The following is a 15,950-nucleotide window of genomic DNA, read 5'->3' on the forward strand; positions in this document are numbered from 1 at the left end:
TCAGAAATATTTTCATGTTAATTTTGTAAATCCTATAAGTATTAGGATTGCCAAAATTTTTTAAGTCATATATATGTTTGGGTAAATTGGATCTTTAACTCCTTTAAATAGTGGGTTTGAAGTATTTAAGCTTAATTCAATCGAATTTTAGCATGTTCAATGGGGTAGGTTTAAGTAACTTGTAAGAAAGAATGAAACAGATGCCTTTGTAAAAGTTATCACGGTAAAAGATAGGGGAATGTGGTTTTAGTGTTTTAGTATTGAGGTAACTTGTTAGTAGAAGTAATTAACGGGAGGTCAAATATGTCGAAAGTAATGATTATTATCAACCCGTCCTCAGGAAAAGAAAAAGCAGGAGAAATTTTGCCTAATGCAAAAGAGGTACTTGGTAAGATCTATGAGCATGTTATAGTCCGGAAGACTGAGGGTGAAGGGGATGCTTCAAAGTTTGCCAAGGAAGCATGTGAAGGGAAGTTCGATGCCGTCATTTCCATGGGAGGAGATGGCACGGTGAATGAGACGGTGAATGGGTTAGCAGAACAAGAGCACAGGCCAAAATTCGGAATAATCCCGCTTGGAACAGTGAATGACTTTGCCAGGGCACTTCATATACCGTTAGATCCGGTTGAAGCAATTGAGATGCTCCAAAACTCAGATGTCAAAGAGGCCGATATCGGTAAGGTTAATGATCAGTATTTCATGAATGTGTTAGCGGTCGGCGCGATTGCAGAAGCTACCTATGATGTGAGCGTGGAGCAAAAAACACGTCTTGGCTCACTTTCCTACTTTATAGAAGGAGCCAAGACGTTAGTCAAAAAGACACCATTTCCAATAACCGTGGAACATGATAAAGGAAGGTGGATAGGCGAGGCTTATTTACTGGTCGCAACAATGACCAACTCTGTCGGTGGTTTTGAACAACTTGCACCGGAAGCGGAAGTGAATGACGGGAAACTGCATACATTTATCATCAAAAGTCTTTCCTTTCCGCTCATTCTCAAAATCATTCCAAGTTTAATAAAGGGAGAAATCAAGGACCATGAGGAAATAGAGTACATTCAAACCTCCAAGCTTTATGTATCAACATCAGAAGACCTACTTGTTAACATGGATGGCGAGAGAGGTAACGAGTTGCCTTTTCAAGCTGAAGTATTGCATAATCACCTGAGTTTGTTCGTTCCGAGCGTGATGATTGAGCGAAAATGACCGCCTATAAAGGGAAGGGCTGTTCGACCAAAGGTCTTACAGCTTTTCTTCAGTCTGCATGTGTTTATATCGGTAATTTCTTTGATTATATAGAACACTCCAATACCTTTCCTCATCTTTATCCCTTACATAAGGTTCGAATCAAAAGGTTTTAGATGAAATGTATAGAGAATTCAAGGGTAGGATAGTTATTACATGATTGATGCCTACATATTATGGTACGCTTATAGTTATGAGATTACTTAAGAAAGGAAGTAGGATATTCGCATGGAGTTTTTTCTTGTTATATTAGCACTGCTTATACTGATTGGAGCGTCTAATATAATCAATCATTTTATACCCTTTGTACCAGTGCCTTTAATTCAAATAGCACTGGGTGTCGTAATAGCACTCTTACCTTTAGGTATACATATACAAATGGAGACAGAACTGTTTTTGCTTCTGTTTATAGCACCACTTTTATTTAACGACGGTAAAAATGTGCCACGTACAGCCCTATGGAATTTGAGGACGCCGATTCTCATGCTTGCTTTAGGCCTAGTATTTGTAACCGTTTGGGCAGGAGGCTATCTTATTAACTGGATGATTCCTTCTATTCATTTGCCTGCTGCTTTTGCCTTAGCGGCCATCCTTTCTCCTACCGATGTGGTCGCGGTCAGTGCTTTGGCTAGCAGGGTTAAGTTGCCGAAAAGCATCATGCATCTTCTTGAAGGGGAAGGGTTAATGAATGATGCGTCAGGTCTTGTAGCCTTTAAATTTGCTGTGGCGGCCACTGTGACAGGAGTATTCTCCCTGGTGGATGCAACGTTTAGTTTTATCTTGATTGCTATTGGAGGGTTTGTTGGCGGGGCCGTTTTGTCGTTCATCATTATCAGGCTACGTGTCATCCTTCGTCGTTTAGGTATGGAAGATGTAACGATGCATATGCTGATCCAAATCCTAACGCCTTTTATCATTTTCCTCGTTGTGGAACATTTCCACCTTTCAGGTATTCTAGCTGTCGTGGCAGGAGGAATTGTTCATGCCATTGAACGAGATCGAGAACTATCACCAACAATTGAATTACAGGTCGTATCTAAGAGTACATGGTCTGTCATTTTATATGTATTGAATGGTCTTGTATTCGTTCTATTAGGTCTACAAATTCCTAGTGTAGCCAAAACGATATTTGGAGACCCGGCATTTCATAATGGAATAGTGATATTCTATATCTTTGTCATTACCCTGTTCCTTTTTGTTTTACGATACATTTGGATTACAGCTGCTTGGTCGATCGGTTGGATGACGAAAAAGCCGGGCGCCCAAAAGCCGGACTTCAAAGCGGCCGGCATTATCACCATCTCTGGAGTTCGCGGTGCAGTTACACTAGCAGGGTCTTTTTCAATCCCGTATGTACTAGCTGATGGTAGCCCCTTTCCGGAGCGTTCTTTAATTATCTTCATCGCAGCGGGTGTCATATTACTGTCTCTTATCATTGCAAGCGTCTTCCTTCCCATCGTGGCCAGAACGGAGGAAGAAGAGGTGGTAGATAAGCAGGCGGACAAGCTAAGATTGGCTACCATTCATGCACATCAAGCGGCGATTAAAATTGTGGAATCCCAAATGACGGATGAGAACCGGGAAGCGGCTATGTCCATTATTTCGAGATACCATACGAAAATCAATGCGCTTTGCTATATTGAACAGGATAAGAATTCGAATGCGATTGGAGAAGAAGAAAAGGATCTTCGCTTTAAAGCTCTTGAAGCCGAAAGGACATTCCTGGATCAACTCATTAAAGATGAGAAAGTAGATCGAGAATCGGCCTATATCTGCTTGGAATATATCCAACGCATGGAAGGCGCAGTCACCAATCGGATGAAATTCCGTCTTTATAGGTCCATGACACTTTTCAGACGATCGATGCTAAAGACGTTCAAATTATTCTTCCCAAATAGAAAAGAAATAAGAAGAATCAATTTAGAGAGATTGGAAAAGGTGAAAGACCTTAAGATCAGGATGTATAAAGTGGCCATCCAAGAGATACAAGCAGGAATTACACCTGAAAACCATGAGACTTCTTCCATGATCATCGAAGAGTATAAAATACTTATCATGAGATATAAAAGAGAAAATAAAGGGCGCACTCCTAGTAAAATGCTCAATTATGAAAGAGAACTATTTTATAAGGCGATTCAGGCAGAGCGTGATGAAGTACAGCTTATGTTTGAAAATCGAAAAATCACACGGGATGTCGCCAATAAAATTCGCCAGCAAATCAATTTGCGTGAAGCACTTACAATCAATGAAAAAAGCCATTGAAAAATGGAGAGAAGCAGCACTGTCATGTAAACTTGGCAGTGCTTTTTCGCACTTTTGGAGGAGTTTCAATCATTTATAGGGAATAGGAGAAGATTAAATAAAAGATGGGGGAACAAAGATGAGAAACAATGAAACAGAAACCGTTTCATTAGCTACCTTTCAGGAAGAACATAATAAAACGCTATCCGCCTTTTATCTCCCAGAAAATCAAATGGGGTATTCCGCATTGCCAGAACAGTCTCTGAGGTATTGCGATGAGGATCCGGATAAACATCCTATTGTTGTTTTGGTGGATGAGGTCCCGGTGGGTTTTTTTGTTTTACATATCGGGAAAGCTATCACTCCTTTCACAGACAATGAAAGGGCGATCCTATTACGGGGATTTCTTATCGATCATAACCATCAAGGCAAGAAATATGGTATGAAAGCATTGAAAATGCTTCCAGGGTTTGCAACTGACCTTTTTCCTAGAAAAGATTGTATTGTACTCGCAGTAAATGTAAAGAATGTAGTGGCGAAAGCCCTTTACTTGAAGTCTGGATTTCAAGATACTGGTGTAAAGAAGAAAGGCAGGAGCGGTTGGATGCATATCATGGAGTATAGATTAAGTGTCGATTAGGAAATCTTCCTATGAATTTGTCTGAAATGGTACACCTGTTTCAAAATTCCATGTTGAATTCATGGCTGTTTTAATTTTCCTTCTGCCTTATGGTACACTTTATTTATTGTTAAGTATGCTAATAGAGGTGTGAATATGAAAACAGTTGGAGTCATTGGCGGAGGTATCACCGGATTATCGACCATGTATCATTTACAAAAGATTGTGAAAGCGAACGGTCTTCCTGTTAGATTAATCCTAATAGAAGGAAAGGATACGTTGGGAGGCAAAATCAATACGGTTCATGATGATGCATTCAAGATGGAAGCTGGCGCGGATTCAATTGTTGCCAGAAAGCAAAATATCAAGCCATTTATCGAAGAATTAGGCCTTGAGGATGAAGTGGTCTACAATGCCACAGGAAGATCGTTCATCCATACAGACGGGGAACTGAAGAAAATTCCCGAGGATGCTCTATTCGGAATTCCAATGAGCCTTGAATCCTTGGCCAATACAGAACTTGTATCTGCAGAAGGAAAGGTAGAAGCATTAAAAGATTTCTATACAAAAAATGAGACATTTACAAAGAATGATTCAATCGGTTTGTTTCTTGAGAGATTTCTGGGCAAGGAACTGGTCCAAAAGCAGATATCTCCAGTCTTATCCGGTGTTTATTCAGGAAGATTAAATGATCTGACGATAGCCAAGACATTACCGGAGATGCTGGAGTATAAAGATAAATATGGTAGCATCATTCGTGGCCTATCGGAGAATAAGGAGAAATACCAGAGCAAGGGAAATAAGAAATTCCTTTCGTTTAAGAAAGGCTTATCCATGTTAATTGAACGGCTAGAAGAACTCCTTGATACCGTCGAAATATTAAAAGGCAATCCGGTTGAAAAGATAATAAAAAATGATGATCGGTATATGGTTTCACTAGAAAATGGACAAAGTATCGAAATGGACTTCGTCGTCCTATGTACACCGCATACGACAACTCAAAAAATATTGGGCGATACTGAGCTGGACCAGGTTTTTGCGGGCTTGCTTAATAGCTCGATGATCAGCATTTACCTTGGCTTTGATATCCAGGATAGTACATTGCCTGATGGAACGGGATTTATTGTCGGTGATAATAGTGATTTGATATGCAATGCATGTACATGGACTAGCAGGAAATGGGAACATACCTCAGAAAACAACCAGTTGCTAGTAAGGCTCTTTTATAAGAGTTCCAACCCCGATTATGAAAAGTTACAGTCTTTATCGAAACAGGAATTAATCCAAGTAGCTTTAGATGATATAAAAAGAAGTTTGGATATTTCCGAGAAACCTGTAACAAGCGAGGTCACAAAGTGGAAGGATAATATGCCGAATTACCATATTCAGCATCCCTACATTGTCCAATCCCTAGAGGAGAAAATCACTGAAAAATATCCGAATTTACTTCTTGCAGGTTGTTCGTATTACGGAGTCGGAATACCTGATTGTATTGCGGATGGGGAGAAGAAGGCGCAGGAAATCGCGTCCAAACTATAGTGAAAGGGACTGCCATGGCGGCAGTTCTTTTTATTGTTCCTATCTTTTTCTATTTGTAAAGAATGGCATGTTCTTGTGAACGGGTACACTTTAATCAAACGATTGATTAAATCCAAGTTAAAAAAATCGATCAAGCCTCCACCCATTTATGGACTGACATTTAAACTTACCTTCTTAAACGTGAATTCTTTCCCTACATTTCCGTTGAAGTTTTACTTAATTCCTGTATAATAAAAACCGTTAATTTAAAATTGAAATTAAACTTAAAGTTTACTTATATAAAACTTTATTGACTGGAAGTTTACTATTCCTAAACGGATCGAGGGTAATACTATGCATATTGGTAAAAAAATCAAAAACCTCCGATTAAAAAAAGGATTGACTCAGGAAGAGCTGGGAGAAAGAACGGATTTGAGTAAGGGATATATCTCGCAGCTAGAAAGAGATTTAAGTTCACCTTCAATAGAGACTTTCTTTAATATCCTCGAAGTGCTTGGCTGCTCTCCAAAAAACTTCTTTGATGAAGAGGAGCAGGTTCAAAAGGTAGTGTATGAAGAAGAGGCCCAAACATTTTTCATCGATGAAGAACGTGGTTATCAAATACAATGGCTTGTCCCCGAATCCAATGAGAAGGAAATGGAGCCCATTAGGCTAACCCTTCAGGAAAAAGGGGAATTCAAGCAATTTGAACCGTCACTGTCAGAAACCTTTGGCTATGTATTGAGTGGCAGAGTGATTGTAAAGCTTGGTACATACACTTATTTTGTTAAAGCTGGCGAATCGATTTATTTCCATGCATCGGAGGAACATCAAATCATCAATGATTTCGATGGGCAATCAGAATTACTGCTTGTGGTGACGGAATCATATTTATAGAAGAAATCTAGTGATTGCAAACGCTTGTCTATTGGACAAATGGATGTGCGGTTCAACGGAAAGAAGGAAGTATCTATGGCAATTGAAAAGATAATACGATTTGAAAATGTTACGAAGCAATTCGATGACAATACTGTTGTACTAGATAATGTAAGTTTTGAAATTGAAAAAGGTAAATTTTATACCCTTTTGGGCCCTTCAGGTTGTGGAAAGACGACCATCCTGCGCTTGATAGCCGGATTCACGGAAGCTTCCGAAGGAGATATTTATTTTGAGGGCAAAAAAATCAATGATGTCCCTGCCAATAAACGTCAGGTCAATACGGTTTTTCAAGATTATGCCCTATTCCCACATTTGAATGTATTTGAAAACGTGGCGTTTGGACTTCGAATTAAAAAAATGAAAAATGCCGATGTTGAGGTTAAGGTCAAGGAAGCCTTAAGTTTTGTGAACTTAGATGGCTATGAAACCCGCGAAATCAGGGAAATGTCAGGCGGGCAGCGTCAGCGGGTAGCGATTGCACGGGCAATCGTGAATGAACCAGAAGTCATTTTATTAGATGAACCTTTATCAGCCCTGGATTTAAAACTGCGTACTGAAATGCAGTATGAATTGAGGGAATTGCAACGGAGGCTTGGCATTACGTTTATCTTCGTCACTCATGACCAGGAAGAAGCACTTGCGATGTCAGACGAAATCTTCGTCCTCAATAAAGGGAAAATCCAACAAAGTGGGACGCCTCTAGACATTTATGACGAACCTTTGAACCGTTTTGTCGCCGATTTTATCGGGGAGTCCAATATCGTAAAAGGGAAGATGATTGAAGATTATCTTGTGGAGTTTGTGGGGAGAAAATTCGAATGTGTGGACCAGGGCTTGAATCGTAATGAGGCCGTGGATATCGTCATTCGACCTGAAGACTTGGAGATTACTTCAGTCGATCGAGGGAAACTGCAAGTTCGTGTGGACTCCCAGCTGTTCCGTGGTGTTCATTATGAAATTAGCTGTTATGACCATGATGGGAATGAGTGGTTGGTCCAATCGACGAAAAAGGTGACTGTTGGGGATGAAATCGGATTGTTTTTTGATCCTGAAGCGATACATGTCATGCGTTTAGGAGAAACAGAGGAAGAATTCGATAAGCGTTTAGAAGCGTATCATGATGGGGAAAGCCATGAAGAATAAATTCTCCAGAAATATATACTTTATCCCTTATGTCTTATGGATCGCATTTTTCGTCATTGCACCGATATTATTGGTACTCTACTATTCCTTTTTCGATATTGAAGGCAATTTGTCGTTCATTAACTATCAAAAATTCTTTACTCCTGTTTATTTGAAGATGACACTTAGTTCGTTTTGGTATGCCTTTTTAATTACAGCATTTTCGCTGTTAGTAGCCTACCCAACGGCATATCTTCTGACAAAAACCAAACATAAGCAGCTCTGGCTGCTTCTGGTCATTGTGCCTTCTTGGATTAACCTATTATTAAAGGCCTATGCTTTCCTAGGAATATTCGGAACATATGGCATGACTAACGCCTTTTTAGAAGCGATAGGGATCGGAAAACGGCAAATACTCTTTACTGATTTCAGCTTCATATTCGTTTCCGTTTATATTTTTATCCCATTCATGATTTTGCCGATATTCAATGCGCTGGACAAAATGAACCCGACACTTGTAGATGCGGCTAATGATTTAGGTGCATCTCGATGGATGACATTCCGACGCGTAATATTCCCGTTAACGATTGACGGCGTTAAGACGGGCTGCCAGGTTGTTTTCATCCCGGCATTATCACTTTTCATGTTGACAAGGTTAATTGCTGGAAACCGGGTCACTACGCTCGGAACAGCAATTGAACAGCATTTCTTAGTGACCCAGGACTGGGGAATGGGTTCCACAATTGCCGTCTTTTTAATTATCATTATGTTCCTGATTATGTTCGTAACGGGTAACCGAAAGCAGGGTGTATAAAAATTGAGCAAAAAATTATCACCATTATCTAGAGTTTTTCTTGTCCTGATTTTTTTGGTACTCTATGCGCCGATTTTCTTTTTAGTATATTATTCGTTTAACAGTGGTGGAACGATGTATGATTTCGAGAGCTTCACTTTGGATTGGTATAAAGAGTTATTCCATGATACAAGGCTATTGATCATTGTGTTAAATACCATTGTTATAGCTTTATTGTCGGCCCTAATCTCCACGATTATCGGGGTCATAGGTGCGGTTGGCATTCGCTCCTTTACAAACAGCCAAGTGAGAAATTCTTTCTTATCATTGAATAATGTCCTGATTGTAAGCCCGGATGTAATTATTGGTGCTTCCTTCTTGATTCTATTCACTATGGCTGGTATCAAGCTAGGGTTTTATTCGGTACTTTTATCACACATCGCATTTAGTATTCCAATTGTTGTGTTATTGGTGCTTCCAAAACTTCAAGAAATGAGCCCTACCTTAATTGATGCCGCACGTGATTTAGGGGCGAGCCGGTGGAATGTACTGACGAAAGTCATTCTGCCTTATATCTCACCAGGTATTTTCGCAGGGTTTTTCATGGCTCTGACTTATTCACTGGATGATTTTGCGGTTACGTTCTTTGTGACGGGCAATGGGTTCTCTACTTTATCAGTGGAAATCTATTCATTGGCCCGCCGTGGAATTTCGTTGAATATTAATGCGTTATCGACCTTGCTATTCTTTGTGACGCTAATGCTGGTCGTTGTCTATTACTTCGTGACGCAGCGAGTCAAGCATACGGGAATGGGGGGGAAAAGATGAAGAAGATTGTTCAAATGTTCCTAGTCATTTCAATTATCTCTGCCTTGCTTTTGTATGCAACATCGAAGTTGAATTCATCTCAAGGTTTTACAAGTAGCGATACGCTGACTATATATAATTGGGGAGACTATATTGATACAGATTTAATTGACCGTTTTGAGGAAGAAACCGGAATCAAGGTCATTTATGAGACGTTCGATTCGAATGAAGCGATGATGACAAAAATTGAACAGGGCGGTACCACATATGATGTGGCTGTGCCATCCGAGTATATGATTGATAAAATGCGCGAAGAAAACTTGTTGATTCCATTAGATCATTCCAAACTGCCGAATTTAAAAAATATCGATGAGCGATTTATCGACTTGCCTTTCGATCCAGAAAATAAGTATTCGGTCCCTTACTTCTGGGGCACGGTTGGTATTGTTTATAATTCCAAGATGCTTGGTGGAAAAGAAATAACAAGTTGGGAAGATTTATGGGATCACGATCTGAAAAACCAAATCCTTTTAACGGATGGTGCCCGCGAAATAATGGGCATGGGTCTGAACTCGTTGAATTATTCCCTGAATGATACGAACGAAAAACACCTTCAAGAAGCCAAAACGAAGCTCGATAGCCTCACTCCCAACATTAAAGCCATTGTTGGCGATGAGAGCCGTATGCTCTTGGAAACACAAGAAGCGGCAATAGGAATCGTCTGGTCTGGTGTGGCTTCTGAAATCATGGCCGAAAACGAAGACCTTGAATATGTGGTGCCTAAAGAGGGATCGAACTTATGGTTCGATAATATGGTCATCCCGAAAACAACGAAAAACGTGAATGCGGCCCACCAGTTCATTAATTTTATGCTGGATCCCGAAGTGGCTGCACAGAATACGGAATACGTAAGCTACTCTACTCCAAATAAGGCAGCATTGGAGTATTTACCGGAAGACGTAGTTAAGGATGAACGGTTTTACCCATCTCCTCAACTGACCGATAAATTAGAGGTGTATAAAAATATCGGAAAGAAAAAATTAGCCCGATATAACGACCTCTTTTTAGAATTCAAAATGCACCGTAAATGATTATAAAAAGCATGGTTTCAAGAAGCGCTCTTCTTCTTGGACCATGTTTTTTTTTCAAAACAGATAAGTTTTTCATCGGGGTAAGCAGAATGCCTTTGGTACTCTAAAATGTCAGCGGAGATAAAGTTATGTTAGTATAATCATTATGGTATTGGTAAGAACAAGTGAAGGGGAATCTTAAGGTATTCTTAATAATTTCCTGCTAGTATAAGAACAAAAGTCAAGGGAGAGAGAATATGAATGTATTGAGAAGCAAGAAGGCATATGTATGGGCGGCGGCCATAATAATCATCGCTGCCATCCTCATATACGCGATGGTGGTTACTTCCGATAAGACCGTTGCGAGCGTGGGTGGAGAGAAAATCAAAGAGGCAGAGCTACATGATACGCTTGTTAAAAATTACGGAGCGGAAACAGTCAATCAATTAATTACCGATAAAATTGTTGAGCTAGAAGCGGAAAAAGAGGGCATTAAAGTAACGGATAAAGAAATTCAGAAAGAAATCGATACTTTAGCAGAGTCTTATGGTGGAGAAGATAAACTGAAAGAACAACTGAAAGCGAGTGGTTCTTCCCTTGCAGAATTTAAACAAGATATTGTGGCTTATCTCCATACGAAAAAATTAGTAGAACCAAGGATTACTGTTACAGATGACGAAATCAGTGCGTATTTTGAAGAAAATAAAGATAAGTTTGCTCAAGAAGGACAAGTAGAAGCTAGTCATATTTTAGTGAAAGACAAAAAGACAGCGGATAAAGTAGAAAAAGAACTCGCTGCTGGAGGAGACTTTGCTGAGCTGGCGACTAAGTATTCTACGGATGCCGGAACGAAGGAAAAAGGCGGAAGCTTAGGATACTTCGGAAAAGGCAGCATGGTAGCGGAATTCGAAGACGTTGCCTTTAACATGGACGTTAATGAAATCAGTGATCCGGTCAAAACGGAGTATGGATACCATATCATAAAAGTTACAGGTGTAAAGAAAGCTAAAAAGGCGAATCTAGAAGATAGCAAGGCGGAAATTAAAGAAGAGCTTTTAAATAATAAGCTACAAGAAGAATACGCGGTTTGGTTAGAAGAAGTGAAGAAAGATTATGACATAACCAATAAGTTTGAAGCTACTGAATAAGAAATAAGCTGAAATGGTGCAACATCGTTTAATAGACGATATTGCACCATTTTTTTTCTTGTTAGACAAAGGGGGATCATTGGAAGAGGTCTGGCTCCCATGAGGAATTCAATTGTTTTTCAAGATTTTTGGGTTTAAAATTAATCGATAGAAAGATTCATTTACATAAAATGGACATACTATAGGCCATTTAAGTTTTCTTTATAAGGATCGAGTCAAATAGGAGCAAGAAAGAAACTCTTTAAAGGAGAGGAATTGTCCCAATAAGGATAGACAACTAGAAAGAAGGGGAAGGCCTAGTGAAGTCTTTAAGAAAGTTATTACCTTACTTGAAGCCATATATACTGTTTGTAATTTTAGGACCGCTACTTATGTGTATAGAGGTAGCGATGGATTTATTGCAACCCACTATGATGCAACATATCATAGATGATGGCATTTCCAACCAAGACAATGGGTATGTCGTTAAACTGGGGATTTTGATGTTGGGAGCTGCAGTGATAGGGCTGATAGGTGGATTGGGTTGTACCGTATACAGCACGAAAGCCGCTGTTCATTTTGCTTCGGATGTACGGAGGGATGTTTTTTGGAAAACGGAACTCTTTTCTAGTAAGAACACGGATTCGTTTGGAACGGGGAAGCTGATAACGATAGTGACCAATGATATTACATCTGTCCAGACATCTCTGATGATGACTTTACGGATATTTGTACGGGGACCGCTTATGTTTATTGGAAGTGTCATTATCGTCTGGGTGACTGCGCGTGAATTGTTTCCGGTGTTAGTAGTCGCCGTTCCTTTATTGATGGTCGCCATTATCTATTTTTCCTCACAAGCAGGTAAATTATTTAAGCGAGTCCAGGAAGCAATGGATCATGTGAATACTAAACTTCAGGAGACATTGAGCGGTATCCGGGTCATTAAGGCCTTTGATCGCCAGGATTTTGAAAAGGAAAGTTTCAAAGGTTTTAATGATAAGCTCACAAAAAGAAATGTTGCGGCAGAACAGACCATTATGGCCTTAATGCCCATATTATTATTTGTCATCAATTTGGGTGTAGTGGCCGGTATGTGGATGGGTGCAATCAGGGTTGAAAATGGAACCATGCAGGTTGGTGTCATACTGGCCTTCATCAATTACTTGAATATCATCATGAACGGATTGATGTCAAGTAGTCACGTTTTGATGCAAATCACACGCTCCTTTCCTTCGGCAGACCGCATTCAGCAAGTATTAGAAACGGAAATTGATATTATCGAACCTTCAAAACCCACATCTGTTCAGTCAAGGACAGGGGATGTGAAGTTTGAACATGTAAATTACAGTTATAGCAAAAATGGTGAATATGTGTTAAAGGATATTAGCTTTCATGCTCAAGGCGGGCAAAAAATCGGTATTATCGGTTCAACGGGCAGTGGGAAATCAACCCTAGTTAAACTGATTCCGCGTTTGTATGATCCTGATACTGGCACGATATCGATTGATGGCGTCCCATTACAGGATTACCCTCTAAAAAGTCTAAGGGATGAAATTGGGTATATCCCACAAAGGGCCTCTCTCTTCTCTGGAAGCATCGAAGAAAATTTACGATATGGAAAAGAGGAAGCCAGTATGGCTGATATGGAAACAGCCGCCCGCTCAGCGGCAGCTCTTGATTTTGTAAATGGTTTTGAGGGGGGATTTTCGCATAAGGTGGCTCAAGGTGCAAACAATTTATCAGGTGGACAAAAGCAAAGGTTATCCATTGCTAGGGCCTTTGTCAGAAAACCTAAAATCTTGGTTTTGGATGATCCAACTTCAGCAGTAGATGCCCTATCGGAAGCCAAAATACTACAGGCATTGAAGCAGGAATTTACAGACTCGACTGTGTTCATCGTCTCATCCAAAATTTCTTCCATTATAGATGCCGACCAGATACTTGTGATGGATGACGGGATGATCGAAGCGAGAGGTACGCATGAAGAACTGTTTGCCCAAAGTCGCGTTTACCGGGACATTTATCGGACGCAAAGCGGAAGGGGGGCAACCCTTCATGAGTAAGCAGATGAATCAACCTCCAGCATCCGATGTGATGGGGAAAGCCCGCGGACCAAGAGGGTTTGGCGGTCCAGTCGTTCAAGCAAAAGATAAAAAGAGCACAGTGAAAAGGATTTGGAGGTATTTAGAGAAGCAGAAGGCAGGTTTGGTCATATCGATTTTATTTGTGGTGCTCTCAACCTTACTTGGTTTATCAGGTCCATATCTGATTGGAAGAATTATAGACCTTTATATTATTCCAAAAGATATAACGGGTACGGTAAGGATGCTAGGTGTGCTTGCAGCTGTCTATATCGGGTCATCTTTGTTCACCTGGTTGCAGACGGCTATCATGATTAATGTATCGTTACGGACAATCCGAACGCTTCGTAAAGACTTATATGATAAGTTTCACAGCCTTTCCTTACGATTTTTTGATAATCGGGTCCATGGAGACTTGATGAGCCGGGTAACGAATGATATTGATCAATTGAACAATGCACTTAGCCAAAGTGTCATCCAAATTTTCAATTCGCTGCTGATGATTGCAGGTGTGACGATTGCAATGTTCTCCATGAATGCTATTTTGGCAGTTGTGACCCTACTGATTGTCCCGCTGATGATACTCACGACTAAAAAGATCATCAAGTACAGCAGCAGTAACTTCATAAAAAGGCAGCGTGACTTAGGAGAGTTAAATGGGTTCATTGAGGAATCCATCTCGGGAACGGAAGTCATTACTTTATTCGGGAAAGAAGAAAAAGTTTTCAGCCAGTTTTCAGCTGTTAACGAGAGGTTGCGCCATTCTTCTATGGCTGCAGATACCGTGTCCGGATTCTTGGGACCCATTAATAATTTCATTAATAACATCGGCTTAGCAATTGTCATCGGTGTGGGTGCTTTGTTGGCTGTCCAAGGAACGGTTACGGTAGGACTCATTGCTGCATTTGTGACGTACTCCCGACAATTTTTTCGGCCAATCAATCAACTATCCAGTCTACTGAATACCTTTCAATCGGCGATCGCAGGAGCCGAACGAGTATTTGAAATCTTAGATGAAACGCCTGATATGGAGGATAAAAAAGATGCAATAGCGGTCGATGCCTTTAAGGGGGATGTAGAATTTACTGATGTCCATTTTGGCTATTCCAAAGATCGACCGATTCTAAAGGGAATAAACTTTACGGCGTCAGCAGGGCAGACCATTGCCCTTGTTGGCCCGACCGGATCGGGAAAAACGACGATTATTAATTTGCTATCCCGGTTTTATGAGGTGGATAAAGGCCAAATCAAAATTGATGGTCGAAACATACAAGACTATAAAATTAGTGATTTACGAAAGAAAATAGGCATTGTCCTACAGGAAACCTTTCTGTTTTCAGGGACCATTTTGGAAAACATCCGGTATGGCCGGTTAGATGCTACGGACTCCGAAGTTATTGAAGCGGCTAAGATTGCTTCCGCACACGGCTTCATCAAACATTTTCCCAATCAGTACCAGACACGGATCACATCTGGCGGTTTGAATTTAAGCCAGGGCCAAAAGCAACTTTTGGCAATAGCGAGGGCCATCTTGGCGAATTCGGATTTGTTGATTTTGGATGAAGCGACATCCAGTATTGATACTAGAACGGAAATCGAAATTCAAAAAGGTGTGAACCGGTTGACGGAGGGCCGAACGAGCTTCGTTATAGCTCACCGATTGAAGACAATAGAAACTGCCGACAAGATATTGGTCATAAAAGATGGTGAAATCATAGAGGCGGGTACACATAGTGATCTCATAATGAACCAAGGGTTCTATAAAGACTTGTACGATAGCCAATTTAATATTTAAAAACATAAAAGAGCAAAGGAAGAAGTCCTTTGCTCTTTTTATAGATCTATTTAATATTAGAAGTTAGATGAGATGGACTTTTCATTTGATAATTCAGATTTAGTAACCATTTCATCGCTAACTTTTTTGCCGCTTTTATTGTTATCTTCTTCTGTATTCAGTGATTGAGAGGGAGTTTCCTTCAATTGTTTCCCTGCCACAACGACTTTGGAGCTAATGTCTTTTAGTTCACTTGTTGCATCCTTGGCTGAATCAAGGGCGTTCGTGGAAATATCCTTGACTTCCGAAACTTTGCTTATCACTTCATCATTAACAGTTTCATACAAGGTTTCAACGTCACTGATTGCCTCTTTAATTGTATTGGTAGCACCCTTCACGCCGGAAACCATTTGTTCCTTCACTTCACCAGGGTTTGATTTGACCTGTTCAACCATATTCATGGAATTATCCTTTAAGGACATGGCTGAACGTTTTACTTTATTCCTTGTATTCGAGTCCAATAAAGTTATAGCGCCTCCTACAATTCCTCCGATAATAATACCTTTTAGTAGTTTGCTATTCGAGTCATTTTGTTTAGTTGGCTGATTCATTTG

At 40.2% G+C, this 15,950-nt stretch carries 13 protein-coding genes; 12 read left to right on the forward strand and 1 reads right to left on the reverse strand.

The genetic code is table 11. From position 1 onward, the window contains the following. Positions 1-303: 303 nt before the first annotated feature. The 12 genes from ACQKL5_RS18965 (at position 304) to ACQKL5_RS19020 (ending at position 15,357) form a co-directional block, all read left to right on the forward strand. Entirely contained in the window at positions 304-1,206 is a 903-nt protein-coding gene (locus ACQKL5_RS18965) for a diacylglycerol/lipid kinase family protein (protein ID WP_427610421.1), read from the forward strand. A gap of 267 nt (positions 1,207-1,473) precedes the next feature. Beyond that, a complete protein-coding gene (locus tag ACQKL5_RS18970) occupies positions 1,474-3,507 on the forward strand; it encodes a Na+/H+ antiporter (RefSeq protein ID WP_427610422.1) in 2,034 nt (677 codons plus the stop codon). 118 nt (positions 3,508-3,625) lie between these two features. Then, entirely contained in the window at positions 3,626-4,126 is a 501-nt protein-coding gene (locus ACQKL5_RS18975) for a GNAT family N-acetyltransferase (protein WP_427610423.1), read from the forward strand. 135 nt (positions 4,127-4,261) lie between these two features. Continuing rightward, a complete protein-coding gene (locus ACQKL5_RS18980; RefSeq protein ID WP_427610424.1) occupies positions 4,262-5,644 on the forward strand; it encodes a protoporphyrinogen oxidase in 1,383 nt (460 codons plus the stop codon). Between the two features lie 333 nt (positions 5,645-5,977). Then, complete coding sequence (locus tag ACQKL5_RS18985; RefSeq protein ID WP_427610425.1) at positions 5,978-6,520, forward strand: helix-turn-helix domain-containing protein; 543 nt, start codon at positions 5,978-5,980, stop codon at positions 6,518-6,520. Between the two features lie 75 nt (positions 6,521-6,595). Further along, entirely contained in the window at positions 6,596-7,705 is a 1,110-nt protein-coding gene (locus tag ACQKL5_RS18990; RefSeq protein ID WP_427610462.1) for an ABC transporter ATP-binding protein, read from the forward strand. Next, positions 7,695-8,498 (forward strand): ABC transporter permease, encoded by an 804-nt coding sequence (locus ACQKL5_RS18995; protein ID WP_427610463.1) that lies wholly within the window; start codon positions 7,695-7,697, stop codon positions 8,496-8,498. Before ACQKL5_RS18990 ends, ACQKL5_RS18995 begins: the two co-directional genes overlap by 11 nt. 3 nt (positions 8,499-8,501) lie before the next feature. Next, positions 8,502-9,305 (forward strand): ABC transporter permease, encoded by an 804-nt coding sequence (locus ACQKL5_RS19000; protein ID WP_427610426.1) that lies wholly within the window; start codon positions 8,502-8,504, stop codon positions 9,303-9,305. Further along, a complete protein-coding gene (locus tag ACQKL5_RS19005; RefSeq protein WP_427610427.1) occupies positions 9,302-10,375 on the forward strand; it encodes an ABC transporter substrate-binding protein in 1,074 nt (357 codons plus the stop codon). Before ACQKL5_RS19000 ends, ACQKL5_RS19005 begins: the two co-directional genes overlap by 4 nt. Positions 10,376-10,611: 236 nt before the next feature. Continuing rightward, the gene (locus ACQKL5_RS19010; protein ID WP_427610428.1) at positions 10,612-11,502 is read left to right on the forward strand and encodes a peptidylprolyl isomerase; all 891 of its coding nucleotides are present in this window, start codon (positions 10,612-10,614) and stop codon (positions 11,500-11,502) included. A 299-nt stretch (positions 11,503-11,801) separates the two neighbouring features. Beyond that, entirely contained in the window at positions 11,802-13,544 is a 1,743-nt protein-coding gene (locus tag ACQKL5_RS19015) for an ABC transporter ATP-binding protein (RefSeq protein WP_427610429.1), read from the forward strand. 31 nt (positions 13,545-13,575) lie between these two features. Then, positions 13,576-15,357, forward strand: a complete 1,782-nt coding sequence (locus ACQKL5_RS19020) for an ABC transporter ATP-binding protein (protein ID WP_427610464.1) — start codon at positions 13,576-13,578, stop codon at positions 15,355-15,357. 56 nt (positions 15,358-15,413) lie between these two features. Here the strand turns inward: ACQKL5_RS19020 and ACQKL5_RS19025 are convergent, their stop codons facing one another. Then, a complete protein-coding gene (locus ACQKL5_RS19025; protein WP_427610430.1) occupies positions 15,414-15,947 on the reverse strand; it encodes a YtxH domain-containing protein in 534 nt (177 codons plus the stop codon). Positions 15,948-15,950: the final 3 nt, after the last annotated feature.

It is taken from the genome of Peribacillus sp. NPDC097675 (assembly GCF_050277655.1).
Lineage (GTDB): Bacteria > Bacillota > Bacilli > Bacillales > DSM-1321 > Peribacillus.

Excerpts from the sequence above, each read along its gene's own strand:
- ACQKL5_RS18980 (WP_427610424.1), top strand. The coding sequence starts at position 4,262 with ATGAAAACAGTTGGAGTCATTGGCGGAGGTATCACCGGATTATCGACC.
- ACQKL5_RS18990 (WP_427610462.1), top strand. The coding sequence starts at position 6,596 with ATGGCAATTGAAAAGATAATACGATTTGAAAATGTTACGAAGCAATTC.
- ACQKL5_RS19020 (WP_427610464.1), top strand. The coding sequence starts at position 13,576 with ATGGGGAAAGCCCGCGGACCAAGAGGGTTTGGCGGTCCAGTCGTTCAA.
- ACQKL5_RS18965 (WP_427610421.1), top strand. The coding sequence starts at position 304 with ATGTCGAAAGTAATGATTATTATCAACCCGTCCTCAGGAAAAGAAAAA.
- ACQKL5_RS19005 (WP_427610427.1), top strand. The coding sequence starts at position 9,302 with ATGAAGAAGATTGTTCAAATGTTCCTAGTCATTTCAATTATCTCTGCC.
- ACQKL5_RS18985 (WP_427610425.1), top strand. The coding sequence starts at position 5,978 with ATGCATATTGGTAAAAAAATCAAAAACCTCCGATTAAAAAAAGGATTG.
- ACQKL5_RS18975 (WP_427610423.1), top strand. The coding sequence starts at position 3,626 with ATGAGAAACAATGAAACAGAAACCGTTTCATTAGCTACCTTTCAGGAA.
- ACQKL5_RS18995 (WP_427610463.1), top strand. The coding sequence starts at position 7,695 with ATGAAGAATAAATTCTCCAGAAATATATACTTTATCCCTTATGTCTTA.
- ACQKL5_RS19010 (WP_427610428.1), top strand. The coding sequence starts at position 10,612 with ATGAATGTATTGAGAAGCAAGAAGGCATATGTATGGGCGGCGGCCATA.
- ACQKL5_RS18970 (WP_427610422.1), top strand. The coding sequence starts at position 1,474 with ATGGAGTTTTTTCTTGTTATATTAGCACTGCTTATACTGATTGGAGCG.
- ACQKL5_RS19025 (WP_427610430.1), bottom strand. The coding sequence starts at position 15,947 with ATGAATCAGCCAACTAAACAAAATGACTCGAATAGCAAACTACTAAAA.